This window comes from Streptomyces sp. NPDC059788, assembly GCF_042732265.1.
Classification (GTDB): domain Bacteria; phylum Actinomycetota; class Actinomycetes; order Streptomycetales; family Streptomycetaceae; genus Streptomyces.
Map to the genome: position 1 here is coordinate 310,444 of NZ_JBHWHY010000002.1, position 13,404 is coordinate 323,847.

Sequence of the window (13,404 nt, forward strand, 5' to 3'; positions counted from 1 at the left end):
ATCGGGGCGGTGTGATGGCGCGGTGGGCTCACGGGGGCGGGAGCTACGGTGTCGGGGTGATCCAGGTACACAGAGGCGACGAACGGTATCCGGGCGGCGACGCGGCGGCCGGCATCGAGACCCGGCACGCCTTCTCCTTCGGCCCGCACTACGACCCGGACAACCTGCGCTTCGGCGCGCTCATCGCCTGCAACGAGGAACGGCTCGCGCCGGGCGCCGGATTCGACGAGCACCCGCACCGCGACACCGAGATCGTGACCTGGGTCGTCGAGGGCGAGCTGACCCACCGCGACTCCACCACCGGCCACGAGACGGTGGTGCGGCCCGGCGACGTGCAGTGGCTCGGTTCGGCGGACGGCGCGCGGCACGAGGAGCGCAACGACGGCGCCGAGCTGCTTCGCTTCGTGCAGATGTGGCTCGCGCCGGCCGACTTCGGCGGCGAACCGGCGTACGAGGTGGTGCGGGGCATCGCCGACGGGACGCCGTACGCGGTGCCGCGGGCCGCCGCGATGCTGCACGTCCGGCGGCTGGCCGACGGCACCCGGTCCGCCGTACCGGACGCGCCCCGGGTGTACGTGCACGTCGTGCGCGGCGCGGTACGGCTGGCCGGTGAGCGCCTGGCGGCGGGCGACGCGGCGCGGATCACGGACGCGGCGGACCTGGAACTGGCCGCCGAGGGCGCCGCGGAGTGCCTGATGTGGGAGATGCCGGGCGAACCGTCGTACGGCTGAGTGCCTGGAGGAACGCTCCGCCGGGACCACCGTGGCGCCGCCGCGCGCGTTCAGCGCAGCTCGGCGAGGATCGCGTCCGTGAGGGGCGGCCACGCCTCGACCGCCCAGGGGCCGAAGGCCCGGTCGGCCAGCGCGACGCAGGCCGCGCCCGCGTCCGGGTCCACCCACAGGAACGTCCCGGCCTGGCCGAAGTGCCCGAACGTGCGGGGCGAGGAGGAAGCGCCCGTCCAGTGCGGCGTCTTGCCGTCGCGGATCTCGAAGCCCAGGCCCCAGTCGTTCGGGTTCTGCATCCCGTAGCCGGGCAGCACGCCGCGTACGCCGGGGTAGACCACCGACGTGGCCTCGGCGAGCGTCTGCGGCGCCAGCAGGCGCGGCGCGAGCAGTTCGGCGCCGAAGCGGGCCATGTCGGCGGCGGTGGAGACGCCGTCCTTGGCGGGCGAGCCCGGCAGGTCGGTGGCGGTCATGCCGAGCGGTTCGAGGACCGCCTCGCGCAGGTACTGCGGGAAGGGGATGTCGGTGGCCTTGGCGATGTGGTCGCCGAGCGCCTCGAAGCCCGCGTTCGAGTACAGGCGGCGCTCGCCCGGCGCGGCCTGCACACGGTCCTCGTCGAAGGCCAGCCCCGCGGTGTGCGCGAGCAGATGGCGGACGGTCGAGCCCGGGGGCCCGGCCGACTCGTCCAGCTCGACCGCGCCCTCCTCGACGGCGAGCAGCGCGGCGTACGCGGCGAGCGGCTTGGTGACCGAGGCCAGCGGGAAGCGGTGCTCCTGGGGGCCGTACGATCCGGCCACCGTCCCGTCGGTCCGTACGACGGCGGCGGCCGCGGTCGGCACCGGCCAGTTCTCGATCATCCGAAGGCTCTGCAAGGACATGGCCCTGAGCCTAACGCCCCGGGTGGCGCGGGCGGGACGGCCCGGGGAAGCGGGCACCGCGGCCGGAGCCTCCTCAAAAACCGGGTCAAGTCTTCCCTTGCTTGGAGTGCACTCGAAGTCTTTAGCGTTGGAGTCGTCGTGAGAGATCCGGGAGAGGCGTCCCGGGACCGGGACATCCGGCGACTACGGGAGGCACGGCATGACGGTGACGGCGACGGACAGGACGATGGCGGACGGGGAACCGGCGCGCCTGGCCGCCTGTAAAGGAACGGTTCTGCACCCGCGGCCCACCGGCCGCGACCAGTACACGATCAGCGAGGTCGCCGACCACACCGGACTGAGCGCCCACACCCTGCGCTGGTACGAACGGATCGGGCTGATGCCGCACGTGGACCGTACGCACACGGGCCAGCGCCGCTTCAGCAACCGCGACCTGGACTGGCTGGACCTGGTGACCAAGCTCCGCCTGACCGGCATGCCGGTCGCGGACATGGTCCGCTACGCCGACCTGGTGCGCGAGGGCGAGCACACCTTCCCCGAGCGGGAACGGCTGCTGACCGCGCACCGCGAGGACGTACGGCAGCGCATCGCCGAGCTGCAGAGCACCCTCCAGGTCCTCGACTACAAGATCGATTATTACGCCGACGCCCACCGGGAGTCGGAGAGAGTCTGAGGTCGGACATGACCACTGAGAAGATCGGGACCGTTCAGCTGGGAGCCTCCGGACCGCTGGTCGGGGTCCAGGGCCTCGGCTGTATGGGCATGAGCTTCGCGTACGGGCCGACGGACGACGAGGGCGAGGCACGGGCCACGCTGGAGCGGGCGCTCGAACTGGGCGTGACGCTCTTCGACACCGCCGACATGTACGGGATGGGGCACAACGAGGAGTTCATCGCGCCGTTCGTCCGGGCGCACCGCGACGAGGTCGTCGTGGCCACGAAGTTCGCGATAGCCGCGGACCCGGCCGACCCGCTGAACCCGGCCAGGCGGTCCATACGCAACGACCGCCCCTACATCCGCCAGGCCGTCGAGGCCAGTCTGCGCCGCCTCGGCGTCGACGAGATCGACCTCTACTACATGCACCGCCGCGACCCGGCCGTCCCCATCGAGGACACCGTCGGCGCGATGGCGGAGCTGGTGGCCGAGGGCAAGGTCAAGCACCTGGGCCTGAGCGAGGTCACCGGCGGCGAACTGCGCGCGGCGCAGGGCGTGCACCCGATCGCGGCCGTGCAGTCGGAGTGGTCGCTGTTCAGCCGGGACGTGGAGGACGGCGTGGTGCCGGCCGCCCGCGACCTGGGCGTCGGCTTCGTGCCGTACTCGCCGCTCGGCCGCGGGTTCCTGACCGGCTCGTTCGTCAGCGCCGAGAAGGAGCTGGGCGAGGACGACTTCCGCCGCCAGCAGCCCCGCTTCACCGGCGACAACGCGAAGGCCAACGCGGCTCTGCTGGAGCCGGTGCGCGAGGTCGCCGCCGCGCACGGCGCCTCGCTCGGGCAGGTCGCGCTGGCCTGGGTGCAGCAGCAGGCGAAGGTGCGCGGTCTGGCCGTGGTGCCGATCCCGGGGACGCGCAAGCGCAGCCGGATCGAGGAGAACGCCGCCGCCACGCGCCTCGTGCTCAGCGACGAGGATCTGGCCCGGCTGGAGCCGGTCGCGAGCAAGGTCGCCGGCGACCGGTACGCGGACATGACGTCCACCTCGGCGGGCCGGGAGTAACGAAGGGCACGGGCAAGGCGGGTGGTGCCGTCCCCCGTGGCGGCACCACCCGCCGGTCCTGTCCCGCGCCGGCTCAGGCGAGCCCCAGCGCGAACACCGCGAAGGCCGCCGCCAGCGTCCCCGCGACGGCCCGCCGGGCCGCCGTGACACCGGTCCACGGGGCCTCGAAACGGCGGGTCACCCGGCCGATGAGCAGCAGCGCCACGGCGAAGACGGGCAGCCAGGCCAGGCGGGCGAGAATCCAGCCGGCGGTGTCCGGCGCGGTGGTCAGGCCGGGGACGGAACCGAGGAAGGACGCCGGTACGGCCGCCGCGAACATCGCCGTCTGGTGCCAGCACAGGACCGTCATCGCGCAGAGGTTGACGACGACCACGGGCGCCCAGAGGGCGGGGCGGCGCAGCAGCCGGGCGATGCGGTCGCGCAGCAGGATCGCGGCGCCGGACTGGGCGGCGGCCAGCGCGAGGACCAGCAGCGACGGCGGGTGCGAGTTGGTGCGGTCCTGGCCCGGGACGCCGACCATGCTCGCCGGGTAGTGGAAGAACAGCAGCAGCGCGGCGAACAGCACGGTGCCACCGAGCAGCAGCGTCCAGGCCGCCCGCCTGCCGAGCCGCTTCTCGCCCCAGGACACACCCAGTTGGTACGCGAACATCCACCCCGGCAGCAGGTTCAGCAGACTCAGCCAGGACGGCATGGCGTCGGCGTACGGCCCGTAGCGCAGGAAGTCGACGACGGCGACGGCGCCCATCAGCGGCGCCGCGGCCCAGGCGCCCATGCGGCGGGCCGCGCGGACGCAGTACGGCGTGAGCGCCGTGATCCCCGCGTAGACGCCGACGAACCACAGGGGCTGGATGACCAGCGTCGCCCCCGTACGGAGCGAGGCCTCGGGCACGCCGAACGTGGACAGTACCGGGATCAACGCCGCCCAGACGGCGGTCACACCGAGGACCGGACGGCCCAGCCGGGCCAGGCGCGCACGCACCCAGCGGCCCGTCGACTCGCCGCGCCCGGCGGCGCGGTGGAAGGAGAGCACCGACGCGTAGCCGCCGACCAGGAAGAAGATGCCGAGCATCTGGAGTACCCAGCTCGCGGGCGCCAGGGCGGCGAAGGACGACAGCGGGCTCGCGTTGTGCAGCGCGCCGCCGGCGTCGAGGGTGAAGCCGCCGAGCAGCCAGTGGCCCGTCGGCACGGCGAGCAGCGCGAGGGCGCGCAGGCCGTCGACGGCGCGGTCGCGGTGGGCGGGGGTGCGGCCCTCTATGGTGCGGACGGCCTTGCGGGCCGGAGTCAGGAGTGCGGTGGCCATGAGGGCCTCCTTCTGGGGAGGTTCGGGAAGGCGGGAGCAGATGCGGGCGCGGGGGCGCGGGGGCGCGGGACGCGCCGGTCAGCGCACCCGGTCGTAACGGCCGAGCGCGATGTCGGCGAAGTTGCGCAACGAGTCCGTGCCGGGCGCGAGATAGCCGGTATGGCCTTCGGCCGTCCGCGCGGGCACCCGGCGCGCCCCGAACTCTGGGTCGGTGGGGTCCGTACCGTGGCCCAGCCCCAGGAACTCGACGTGCGGCACGTTGCCGATCCAGTCGGAGGCGTCACGGGCGGCCCACACCCGGGCGGTGGTCCGCAGCGCCGCCGCGCTGTCCGTGCGCATCCCGGGGGAGCCGAAGACGATGAGGTCGGCGATCCGCCCCGGCTCCAGCCGGGGTACGGCCAGGGCGCAGACGACCGTTCCGTAGCTGTGGCACAGCAGGGCGGGGGCCGGGACGCCGACGGCCGCCAGGCCGTCCAGGAAGCGGGCCAGGCGCGGGGCGCCGGCCTCCGCCAGACGCCCGGTCGCGGCGTCCGGGCCGAGGCCGACCGGCGTGGTGTAGCCGGTCCAGGAGATCGCGGCCGTGGGGACACCGGGCGCCTCGGCGGCCATCCGGGCGCGCAGCGACTTGGCCATCCCGGACGGCGTGCCGTACGGGTCGCGCCGACGGTCGGACGACGACAGGTCGATGTCCGAGCCCGGCACGAACACGGATGTGTGCCGCGCCGCCGCCAGGTCGCCGAACACCTCGGCCACCTGGCCCCGGCCGCGCGGGTCGAAGGCGAGTATCTGCCGCCCGGGGCGGAGCAGTTCGGCGTAACGGTCGGCGAGCCGGCGCGCCTCCTGGTGGTCCTGCAGGGTTCCGGCGGGGTCGGTGGCGCGGGCCGTCTGGCGGTCGCGCTCCGCCTTCAGCGCGAGGGCGTTGGCGCGGTAGCGCAGGGCCACCGGCGCGCCGTCCAGGTTGCCCACGGTGAGCGGGTGACGGGCCGCCAGCGCCTGCCGCTGCGCCTCGCTCAGCGAGCCGAAGAACCGGGCCACCTCGGCCGGGGTCGCGGTCGCCGGGTCGGGCAGCCGCTTGCCGGCGACGTGGTCCGCACGCCAGGCGGCGGCGCCGGGCGGGGGCCCGGTGACGGCGTCCTCCGTGGACCCCGCGGCCCAGCCGCCGGTGCCGCCGACGACCGCCGCCGTCAGCGCGACCGCGACGAGCGTGCGCCTACCGCGTTGGGTGAACCGGCGCAGCAAGGACATGGTGGGGTCTCCCTCTTCCGTTGGTGTGGCGGAGGGAAACGTAGGAAGCGGACGTATGACACGGCGTCACACCGCGGAGCCAACTGTCCACTGATACCGGGGTAGGGGGTGCCTGACCTGCTCGTCCTTCAGTACGACCGGCCAGCCCCAGGCACTTCAGGGGGGTTGTCCCCACCTCCGGACGCGCCGGCCGGCACGGCGACGGCGGCCGGGCCCGAACCGGCCGGGCCCGGCCGCCGCCCGCCGGTCAGCCCGCCCCCGGCGACACCAGCCCCGACTCGTACGCGAAGATCACGGCCTGGGCGCGGTCGCGCAGCCCCAGCTTGGCCAGCACCCGCCCGATGTGCGTCTTCACGGTCTGCTCGGCGAGCACCAGCGCGTCGGCGATCTCCTGGTTCGACAGGCCGCGGGCGATCAGCTCCAGCACCTCCGTCTCGCGCGGGGTCAGCCCGTTGAGCCGCAGCGCGGTGCGGTCCTTGCGGGGCGCCGGCCGCTGCCGGGCGAAGTCGGCGATCAGCCGCCGCGTCACGGACGGCGCGAGCAGCGCCTCGCCCGCCGCCACGACCCGTACCGCCGAGATCAGGTCGGCCGGCGGCGCGTCCTTGAGCAGGAACCCGGACGCCCCCGCCCGCAGCGCCTCGTACACATAGTCGTCCACGTCGAACGTGGTGAGCATCAGCACCTTCGGCCGGTGCACCACGCCGGCCGGCGGGTCCAGCAGCTGCCGGGCCGCCTCCAGCCCGTCCATCTCGGGCATCCGGACATCCATCAGCACCACGTCCGGGTGCGTACGGCGGCTCAGTTCGACGCCCTGTACACCGTCCGGCGCGTCGCCGACGACGTCGATGTCGCTCTGGGCGGCCAGCAGCGCGGCGAAGCCCGCGCGCACCATGGCCTGGTCGTCGACGATGATCACCCGAGTGGTCATGCGGGGTTATGGTCCTTTGCTGTTATGGGGAGTTGGGCGGCGACCCGGAAGCCGCCGTCGGGCAGGGGCCCGGTGTCCAGGGTGCCGTCCACCAGCCGTACGCGCTCGCGCATGCCGACCAGGCCGTGGCCCGTACCGGAGGGCTCCAGCGGCGCGGCGGCGCGCGGCGGGGCGCTGTTGACGACCAGGACGGTCAGCCGGCCGCCCCCGCCGTCGGCCGTGACCGAGACGCGGGTGGGCGCGCCCGGCGCGTGCCGTACGACGTTGGCCAGCGCCTCCTGCACGATGCGGTACGCCGACAGGTCCACCGCGGACGCCAGGGCCACCGGCTCGTCGGGCATCGCCAGCTCGACCGGCACCCCTGCCCGCACCGTCCCCTCGACCAGCTTCGGCAGCTGGGCCAGACCGGGCTGCGGCGCCTTCTCCGGGCCGCCGTACCGCTCCGTCTCCTCGCTGCGCAGCACGCCCAGCAGCCGCCGCATCTCGGCCAGCGACTCCCGCGCGGTGGCCGCGATCGTGCTGAACTCCTCCTGGGCCGCCTCCGGTATGCCGCTGATGCGGTACGGGGCGCTGTCGGCCTGGACCGTGATCACCGACATGTGGTGGGCGACGACGTCGTGCAGCTCGCGCGCGATGCGTGTGCGCTCCTCCAGCAGTGTGCGCATGGCGCGCTCCGCCTCGCTGATGTTCTCCTGCTCGATCAGCTTGCGCTGGGCCGCCCCGCGCTCGCGGAGCGCGCCGCCCACCAGCAGTACGAGACCGGAGAGAACGAACAACAGCACCCACGTGCCGTCGCTGCGGTCCGGCCGGGCGAGTTCGAAGAGGACGCTCACGGCGCCGGTCGCTCCCCAGACGGCTATCAGCGTGCGGCGCCGTTCGCGCAGCGAAAGCGCCAGCATCAGCGCCAGGTAGCCGATGATGACCGTCGGGGGCCAGGGCCAGATCCCGCCTGCCTCCGGTACGGCGGCCAGGACGATACCTCCGACGACATCCGCCGCGAAGATCACCCACCACGCCTGGAGCGGCCGGGTCACCGCCAGCAGCAGCGGCACGGTCTGGGCGGTGGCCAGCGCACCGGCCGGGCCGCCGCCGAGCCCGTAGTCGTGGGTGAGGATGCTCACCGACGAGGGCAGCAGAGAGGCCACGAAGGTGAAGGCGATCACGTACGGCAGCAGGCGCAGCCAGCGGTTCTGCACCTGACCGAAGAGCGGGGCGCCGGAGCCGGTCGGTGTCCCGAGGTCCTCGGCGAGGGTGCGCAGCGCCTGTTGCCCGGCCCGCAGGGAGCGGGCGAGGGCGGGATGGCGGTCGCCCGGCGGGCGTGGTGTCGTCTTCATGGCCTGGTCAGCGTATGCGGCGGCCGGGGGCGGGGCGTCATACCGAGGGGGCCACTCGTCGTCATACCCCGGTACGGGGGGGCGGCGACGACGTCCTTCGGCACGGCACCGGGGCGTGCCGGACAGCCGGAAGCGGAAGCGGAACTGGAACCGGAACCATCGGAGCCGGCGATGGCCGCCCGCGACCGTCGGCCGCCCGGCCCCATCCGCTACAGCTCCGCCAGCAGCTCGGCCTTCTTGGACGTGAACTCCGCGTCCGTCAGCAGCCCCGCCGTGTGCAGCTCGCCCAGCTGCCGTATGCGGTCGGCGATGTCGGCGGGATCGCGCCGGGCGTCGGTACGGGTCCGTACCGACGCCCGGCACGGCGCCGCGTCCGCGTCCGCGTCCGGCCCCGTGGCCCGTACCGCCTGGAGCACCGCGGCCGCGAACGGCAGCGACTCGTGCACCGGCCCGTACCCCAGCCCGAAGACCACCGAGGCCGGGTCCTGGTCCGCCTCGCCGGGCCGCCGGTCCTGCGTGCCGCGTTCCACCAGCCGCAGGTACCCGTTGCCCGACAGCACCCCGGCGCCGTCCGGCGAGCGCCACTCCACCCCGGTCAGCCTGCCGACCGGGAAGTGCTGGTCGCCGCTCTTCCACTTGGCCGACGACGCGCCCGTCCAGAACCAGCGGAACGCGACCGAGGTGCCGTCGAAGGACGCCTTGCCGTCGTACGCCTTGAACGTCAGCGGCGGCTCCGGCGCGGTCACCAGGTGTTCGTCGGCGGGGAGCGCGGCGGCGGGGCCGAGCGCGGTGCGCAGCTCGTCGCGGTAGTACTCGGCGAGGGCCTCGCGGTCGGCCGGCAGCGTCAGGCGGTAGGGGTCGAGATCGTCTTTGAGCTGGCCGTCGGCGGCCTCCATCAGCGGGTCGGCGCCCGGCCGGGGCACCGCGCGCAGCACCACCGTGCCGCGTCTGCCCGGCGACAGCTCGACGGACCTCAGCGCCTCGTAGGGGACGCGCCGCTCGCCGAGCGCCTGGAAGAGCTTCGGCCTGCGTATCCCCCGTTCGAAGCGGATGAGCACGGAGTCCGTGTCGAACTCCCAGACGGCGTGAAAACCGGCCAGCACATCACCCATGCGGCTCATCGTAAGCGGCGGTCGCCCGCCCGTCCCCCTTCCGGACATCATGCGCTACGCGCGTCAAGCCGCTTTTGCCCCATGCCGCTCCCGTGCCCGGCCCGCCCACCACGCGTCGTGCACCACCGCCTGCCGCGCCCCGCGGAACCCGCCGCGGAACCGCGCGGCCGGGGCGCCGCACCCCGCCGCTCAGGCAAGGCCGGCCGAGCAGTCCCGGTCCTGCGTGGCGCAGTTCACCGATGTGACGGCGCCCACCCCGATCATCGCGAAGTTGCGCAGGCTCTGGGTGCCGGGCGCGAAATATCCGGCGTGCCCCTCGGCGCCGGCGGCCGACAGCACCCGGGAGCCGAAGGCCGGGGTGACCGGGTCGGCGCCGTGGCCGAGCCCTCCGACCTCCATGTACGGCACGTCCTGGATCCAGTCGTCGGCGTCCCGCATCGCCCAGACCCGGGCGTGGGTGCCGAGCCCCGCCGCGGTCTCCGCGCGCATCCCGGGGCTGCCCGCCACCGCGATGTCGCTGACGCTCGACGGCAGCCGGTGGGCCGCCACGCCGCACACCACGGAGCCGTAGCTGTGGCACATCAGCGAGACGGAGGCGGCCTTCGGCAGCGCCCGGACCAGCGCGTTCAGCCGTACGGCGCCCGCCTCGGCGAGCTGCCCGGTGGCCGCGCCGACCCCGAGCCCGGCGGGCGCGGTGTAGTCGGCCCAGGCGATCACGGCCGTACGGGAGTCGCCGCCGCGCACGGACCGCTCGGCGTCGTGGAGCGACTTGGCCATGCCCGCGGGCGCGCTCGTCGCCCGCGCGGTGCGCTCGAAAGTGCCGAGATTGGTGTCCACACCGGGGACCACCACCGAGACGCGGCGGGCCTGCCGCAGGTCGCCGAAGACCTCGGCGGCCCGGCCGCCACCGGCCGGGTCGAAGGCGAGGATCTGCCGGCCGGCGCCGCGCATCGACTCGAAGCGGTGCATCAGCCGGCTCGCCTCCTGGCGGCCCACCGGTGTCAGCCGCCGGTCCTGCACCCGGTGCCGTTCCACCTCGGCGGCCTGCTGCAACGCGTTCTTGTTGGCCCGGTAGCGCAGGTCGACGGGGGCGCCGCCCATGTTGCCGACCACCAGGGGATAGCGGTCGGCGAGCGCGGCCCGGTCGGCGCCGCTCAGCGCCCGGAAGAAACCGGCGAGCACACCGGGCGCGGCGTCGGTGTCCGGCAGCCGGTGGCCGCGGAAGGAGGCGTGCTCCCAGGCGGACCGCGCGGTGGCCAGCGGGTTGGCGTCGTCCTTGCTGCCTCTGACGGCCGTCCAGCCGGTCATCGCGAGCATCACGAACACCACCACCAGGGCGAGTGCCGCACGCCATGCGGTGGACTGCAGGAAACCGAAGGAGGGGGCGCCGAGGCCCGAGAACGAAGAAGTCACCGCGGGCCACCCTAGGAGAAGTGACGGGGTGCCCGCTGAGGGGGTGAGTCATATCACGTTTCAGCCTGGTCATATGGGATCAGTTCGGACACGCTGTGGCGCGCCGCAACGCTCAGACGTGCGGAAACGCTCTCAGGCAGGCGTGCGGGGGGTGTGCGGGCGTGCGAGCGCCGGGCGGTGCGGGATACGGGTGCGTAGGCGGCCGTAGGGGGCGGTCTGCGTGACCCACCGGCCGTCGGGCCTGCCCTGGTCCTCTCGGCTCACTGGCCGCCGCGGTCTCCCCGGCTCGCCTGCCCGTCGTCCCCCTGGTCGCGCCAGTCGCCGCACACCGCCGGAACGATCTTCGCCAGGTACTTCTCGGTGATCTCGCGGATCGACTCCACGCTGAGGTCCTCGCCCTCGCCCCACACCTTCCCGGCGACCCGCATCGCGCCGCTGAACATCGCGACGACCACCCGCGGCCGCGGGTCCACCGTCACGTCCAGCCCCTCGCGCCGCGCGACGAGCCGGGCGATCTGCTCCTCCAGCTCCGCGTAACGGCGCAGGTGGGCGGCGACGAGCGCGGGCGTCGACTCGATCATCTGGTACGTCCGCATGTGCAGCTCCAGCGGAATCACCGACTGGATCGCGCCGCCGATGTCGTTCCACGACGTCATCACGGCGTTGTGCAGCGCCTCCAGGGGCGCCTCGGCCGCCGGCCGCCGCTCCAGCTCCTCGACGTAGCGCGCCTCCACCATCTCGTGGACGGCGAAGACGACCTCCTCCTTGCTGGCGAAGTAGCGGAAGAACGTGCGCTGCGAGACGTCGACGGCCTCGGCGATCTCGTCGATCGTCGTCTCGTCGTAGCCGTGCGCCGTGAACAGTTCGAGGGCCGCGCGGATCAGCGCGTCGCGGGTGCGCTGCTTCTTGCGCTCGCGCAGCCCGCCGAGGGCACCGACGGAGGGCTCGGGCGGCCGTTCGCCTTCGTGGTGCCAGGCGGTGTCAGGTCGTGTCACCTGCGGCGTGGAGCCGGTCATCCCTGCGGCCTTTCTCGTTTGTCGCCGCTGCTCAGAATACCTGTGAGGTAAAAGACAGTTACCGACTGTTGAATTATTTTGTCAACTGTCAGCGGCTGACATTAGCCTCGGAGGATGAGCTCTCAGACCCCGGTTGCCCACGCCGCGCCGGACCTCTTTGCACCGGAGCCTCGCAGGGGACTCCGGGGCCATCCGTGGCTGACCCTGATCGCCGTCGCGATCGGTGTGATGGTGGTGGCCCTCGACGGCACCATCGTCGCCATCGCCAACCCGGCCATCCAGGCGGACCTGAAAGCGTCGCTCGCCGACGTCCAGTGGATAACCAACGGCTATCTGCTGGCCCTGGCCGTCTCGCTGATCACGGCCGGCAAGCTCGGTGACCGCTTCGGCCACCGGCAGACCTTCCTCATAGGCGTGGTGGGCTTCGCGCTCGCCTCCGGAGCCATCGGCCTGTCCGGCGACGCCTCGCTGATCATCACCTTCCGTGTGCTCCAGGGCATCTTCGGCGCGCTCCTGATGCCCGCCGCCCTGGGCCTGCTGCGCGCGTCCTTCCCGGCCGAGAAGCTCAACATGGCCATCGGCATCTGGGGCATGGTCATCGGCGCCTCCACCGCGGGCGGCCCGATCGTCGGCGGCCTGCTCGTCGAGCACGTCAGCTGGCAGTCGGTGTTCTTCATCAACGTGCCGGTCGGCCTCGTCGCCCTCGTCATGGGCATGGTGGTCCTCAAGGACCACCGCGCCGAGAACGCCCCGCGCTCCTTCGACATCCCCGGCATCGTGCTGCTCTCCGGCGGCATGTTCTGCCTCATCTGGGCCCTGATCAAGGCCGGTGAATGGGGCTGGGGCGACGCCAGGACGCTGGGCTTCCTGGCCGCCGCGGTCGTCGTCTTCGCCGTCTTCGCGGTCCTGGAGACCAAGGTCCGCGAGCCGCTCATCCCGCTGCGGATGTTCCGCTCCGTACCGCTGACGGCCGGTACGGTCCTGATGGTGCTGATGGCCTTCGGCTTCATGGGCGGCCTCTTCTTCGTCACCTTCTACCTGCAGAACGTGCACGGCCTGAGCCCGGTCGACAGCGGTCTGCGCCTGCTGCCGCTCACCGCGATGATGATCGTCGGCTCGCCGGCCGCGGGCGCCCTGATCACCAGGTTCGGCCCCCGCGTCCCGCTCGTCGGCGGCATGGTCTGCACCGCCGTCGCCATGTTCGGCATGACGACGCTGACGACCGGTACGGGCACGCTGGCGATGTCCGTGTGGTTCGCGCTGCTCGGCCTGGGCCTGGCGCCCGTCATGGTCGGCGCCACCGAGGTCATCGTCGGCAACGCGCCGCTGGAGCTGTCCGGCGTGGCCGGCGGCCTCCAGCAGGCCGCCATGCAGGTCGGCGGCAGCCTCGGTACGGCGGTGCTCGGCGCCGTGATGTCCAGCAAGGTCAACTCGGACTTCGCCGGCAACTGGACCAAGGCCGGCCTCCCGGGCGCCCCGGACCCGGCGCTGAAGGCCGCGGCCGAGGTCGGCGCGGTGCCGCCGCAGGTCACCCAGGCCCCCGGAGTGACGCCGGAGATCGCCGGCCGCATCGGCGGCGCGGTGCACGACACGTTCGTCTCCGGCATGGGGCTGGCCTTCACCGTCGCCTGTGTCGTGTCGGTGGTCGCTGCCGTCGTCGCGCTGTTCACCAAGCGCGGCAGCAACGCGGAGGCGGGCGCGGGCATGGGTCACATCTGACCCTCCGCCGCACCACAGGGTCGCGTC

At 73.5% G+C, this 13,404-nt stretch carries 12 protein-coding genes; 4 read left to right on the top strand and 8 right to left on the bottom strand.

Annotation, left to right across the window (positions count from 1 at the left end):
* Window positions 1–14: 14 nt before the first annotated feature.
* Entirely contained in the window at window positions 15–731 is a 717-nt protein-coding gene (locus ACFV57_RS03245; RefSeq protein WP_385225100.1) for a pirin family protein, read from the top strand.
* 50 nt (window positions 732–781) lie between these two features.
* Here the strand turns inward: ACFV57_RS03245 and ACFV57_RS03250 are convergent, their stop codons facing one another.
* On the bottom strand, window positions 782–1,600 hold the full coding sequence (locus tag ACFV57_RS03250; protein ID WP_385225102.1) for a serine hydrolase domain-containing protein: 819 nt from the start codon (window positions 1,598–1,600) through the stop codon (window positions 782–784).
* A gap of 199 nt (window positions 1,601–1,799) precedes the next feature.
* Here ACFV57_RS03250 and ACFV57_RS03255 point away from each other — a divergent pair, with 199 nt between their 5' ends.
* On the top strand, window positions 1,800–2,273 hold the full coding sequence (locus ACFV57_RS03255; RefSeq protein WP_385225104.1) for a MerR family transcriptional regulator: 474 nt from the start codon (window positions 1,800–1,802) through the stop codon (window positions 2,271–2,273).
* 8 nt (window positions 2,274–2,281) lie between these two features.
* Window positions 2,282–3,310 (top strand): aldo/keto reductase, encoded by a 1,029-nt coding sequence (locus ACFV57_RS03260; RefSeq protein ID WP_385225106.1) that lies wholly within the window; start codon window positions 2,282–2,284, stop codon window positions 3,308–3,310.
* 73 nt (window positions 3,311–3,383) lie between these two features.
* Here ACFV57_RS03260 and ACFV57_RS03265 read toward each other — a convergent pair whose 3' ends face one another.
* From ACFV57_RS03265 to ACFV57_RS03295, 7 genes are all read right to left on the bottom strand, one after another.
* Window positions 3,384–4,610 (bottom strand): acyltransferase, encoded by a 1,227-nt coding sequence (locus tag ACFV57_RS03265; protein WP_385225108.1) that lies wholly within the window; start codon window positions 4,608–4,610, stop codon window positions 3,384–3,386.
* A gap of 78 nt (window positions 4,611–4,688) precedes the next feature.
* The gene (locus tag ACFV57_RS03270) at window positions 4,689–5,855 is read right to left on the bottom strand and encodes an alpha/beta hydrolase (RefSeq protein ID WP_385225110.1); all 1,167 of its coding nucleotides are present in this window, start codon (window positions 5,853–5,855) and stop codon (window positions 4,689–4,691) included.
* Between the two features lie 247 nt (window positions 5,856–6,102).
* A complete protein-coding gene (locus ACFV57_RS03275; protein ID WP_385225112.1) occupies window positions 6,103–6,783 on the bottom strand; it encodes a response regulator in 681 nt (226 codons plus the stop codon).
* Complete coding sequence (locus ACFV57_RS03280) at window positions 6,780–8,117, bottom strand: sensor histidine kinase (protein WP_385225114.1); 1,338 nt, start codon at window positions 8,115–8,117, stop codon at window positions 6,780–6,782. Before ACFV57_RS03280 ends, ACFV57_RS03275 begins: the two co-directional genes overlap by 4 nt.
* A 209-nt stretch (window positions 8,118–8,326) precedes the next feature.
* Window positions 8,327–9,229, bottom strand: coding sequence for a DUF4429 domain-containing protein (locus tag ACFV57_RS03285; protein ID WP_385225116.1), 903 nt, complete (start codon window positions 9,227–9,229; stop codon window positions 8,327–8,329).
* Window positions 9,230–9,418: 189 nt separating this feature from the next.
* The gene (locus ACFV57_RS03290; protein WP_385225118.1) at window positions 9,419–10,642 is read right to left on the bottom strand and encodes an alpha/beta hydrolase; all 1,224 of its coding nucleotides are present in this window, start codon (window positions 10,640–10,642) and stop codon (window positions 9,419–9,421) included.
* Between the two features lie 260 nt (window positions 10,643–10,902).
* Complete coding sequence (locus ACFV57_RS03295; protein WP_385225120.1) at window positions 10,903–11,658, bottom strand: TetR family transcriptional regulator; 756 nt, start codon at window positions 11,656–11,658, stop codon at window positions 10,903–10,905.
* Window positions 11,659–11,772: 114 nt separating this feature from the next.
* On the opposite strand from ACFV57_RS03295, the gene ACFV57_RS03300 reads away from it, so the two are divergent.
* On the top strand, window positions 11,773–13,377 hold the full coding sequence (locus ACFV57_RS03300; protein WP_385225122.1) for an MFS transporter: 1,605 nt from the start codon (window positions 11,773–11,775) through the stop codon (window positions 13,375–13,377).
* The last annotated feature ends 27 nt before the right edge of the window (window positions 13,378–13,404 follow it).

Bases quoted from the DNA above. Each gene is read 5' to 3' on its own strand.
- ACFV57_RS03285 (WP_385225116.1), bottom strand. From the start codon at position 9,229: ATGGGTGATGTGCTGGCCGGTTTTCACGCCGTCTGGGAGTTCGACACG.
- ACFV57_RS03270 (WP_385225110.1), bottom strand. From the start codon at position 5,855: ATGTCCTTGCTGCGCCGGTTCACCCAACGCGGTAGGCGCACGCTCGTC.
- ACFV57_RS03295 (WP_385225120.1), bottom strand. From the start codon at position 11,658: ATGACCGGCTCCACGCCGCAGGTGACACGACCTGACACCGCCTGGCAC.
- ACFV57_RS03275 (WP_385225112.1), bottom strand. From the start codon at position 6,783: ATGACCACTCGGGTGATCATCGTCGACGACCAGGCCATGGTGCGCGCG.
- ACFV57_RS03265 (WP_385225108.1), bottom strand. From the start codon at position 4,610: ATGGCCACCGCACTCCTGACTCCGGCCCGCAAGGCCGTCCGCACCATA.
- ACFV57_RS03300 (WP_385225122.1), top strand. From the start codon at position 11,773: ATGAGCTCTCAGACCCCGGTTGCCCACGCCGCGCCGGACCTCTTTGCA.
- ACFV57_RS03255 (WP_385225104.1), top strand. From the start codon at position 1,800: ATGACGGTGACGGCGACGGACAGGACGATGGCGGACGGGGAACCGGCG.
- ACFV57_RS03260 (WP_385225106.1), top strand. From the start codon at position 2,282: ATGACCACTGAGAAGATCGGGACCGTTCAGCTGGGAGCCTCCGGACCG.
- ACFV57_RS03250 (WP_385225102.1), bottom strand. From the start codon at position 1,600: ATGTCCTTGCAGAGCCTTCGGATGATCGAGAACTGGCCGGTGCCGACC.
- ACFV57_RS03280 (WP_385225114.1), bottom strand. From the start codon at position 8,117: ATGAAGACGACACCACGCCCGCCGGGCGACCGCCATCCCGCCCTCGCC.
- ACFV57_RS03245 (WP_385225100.1), top strand. From the start codon at position 15: ATGGCGCGGTGGGCTCACGGGGGCGGGAGCTACGGTGTCGGGGTGATC.